This is a genomic window from Modestobacter sp. KNN46-3 (genome assembly GCF_011039295.1).
In genome coordinates this window covers 1-1,499 of the sequence record NZ_JAAKGN010000322.1, presented here as the reverse complement: position 1 = coordinate 1,499, position 1,499 = coordinate 1, and the positions used below count along the sequence as shown (strand labels likewise).

General features: G+C 70.8%; 1 protein-coding gene. It reads left to right on the top strand.

Annotation, left to right across the window (positions count from 1 at the left end):
- Positions 1 to 1,433, top strand: a 1,433-nt coding sequence (locus tag G5C62_RS26985; protein ID WP_164703409.1) for an acyl-CoA dehydrogenase, incomplete at its 5' end; no start/stop codon positions are given.
- Positions 1,434 to 1,499: the final 66 nt, after the last annotated feature.

The window sequence follows — 1,499 nt, the reverse complement described above, 5'->3', positions numbered from 1 at the left end:
TGCACTCCCTGGGCACCCCGGACCAGCAGCGGCTGGCCGAGCTGATGATCGAGCACCTCTGGGGCGCCACCATGGTGCTCACCGAGCCCGAGGCGGGCTCCGACGTCGGCGCCGGGCGCACCAAGGCGGTGCAGCAGCCCGACGGCTCCTGGCACCTCACCGGGGTGAAGCGCTTCATCACCTCCGCCGAGCACGACCTCAGCGACAACATCGTCCACCTGGTCCTGGCCCGGCCCGAGGGCGCCAAGCAGGGCACCAAGGGCCTGTCGCTCTTCGTCGTCCCGAAGTACCACGTGGACCTGGCCACCGGCGCGCTCGGCGAGCGCAACGGCGTGTACGTGACCGGCGTGGAGAAGAAGATGGGCCTGAAGGTCTCCACCACCTGCGAGCTGAGCCTCGGCGACGGCCCGGTGCCGGCGAAGGGCTGGCTGGTCGGGGACGTGCACGACGGCATCGCCCAGATGTTCAAGGTGATCGAGTACGCCCGGATGTTCGTCGGCACCAAGGCGATCGCGACCCTCTCCGCCGGCTACCAGGTCGCGCTGGCCTACGCCAAGGAGCGGGTGCAGGGCGCCGACCTCACCGCCACCAGCAAGGACGCCCCGCGGGTGACCATCACCCACCACCCCGACGTCCGGCGCTCGCTGATGCTGCAGAAGGCCTACGCCGAGGGCATGCGTGCGCTGTACCTGTACACCGCGACCTTCCGCGACCAGGTCATGGAGGCCGAGGCCGCCGGCACGGCCGACAGCCCCGAGGCCGTCCTCGCCGCCAAGCTCAACGACCTGCTGCTGCCGATCGTCAAGGGCCACGGCTCCGAGCGGGCCACCCAGCTGCTCACCGCCGAGTCGCTGCAGACCCTGGGCGGCTCCGGCTACCTGCAGGACCACCCGATCGAGCAGTACATCCGGGACTCCAAGATCGACACCCTCTACGAGGGCACCACGGCGATCCAGGGGCAGGACTTCTTCTTCCGCAAGATCGTGCGGGACGGCGGGGTGGCGCTGACCTGGCTGGCCGAGCAGGTCCAGGCGACGATCACGACGGGGGCCGGCAACGGGCGGCTCAAGGAGGAGCGGGCGCTGCTGGCGACCGCGCTCGGCGACGTCCAGGGGATGCTGACCGCGATGTTCGGCCAGCTCACCGCGGCCCAGACCGACGTCCGCAAGCTCTACGAGGTCGGCCAGAACACCTCCCGGCTGCTGCTGGCCACCGGTGACCTGATCACCGCCTGGCTGCTCGTCCGCCAGTCCGAGGTCGCGCTGACCGCGCTGGCCGGCGAGGTGTCGGAGTCCGACCGGCACTTCTACGAGGGCAAGCTCGCCGCCACCCGCTTCTTCTGCGCCCAGGTGCTGCCGACGCTCACCAGCGAGCGGTTCATCGTCGAGCACACCGACAACGCCCTCATGGACGTCGACGAAGCCGCGTTCTGAACGAGGACCCCACTGCCGGCCGCCTCCCCGCACCGGGGGAGGCGGCCGGCAGTGCATGGGGCCCGG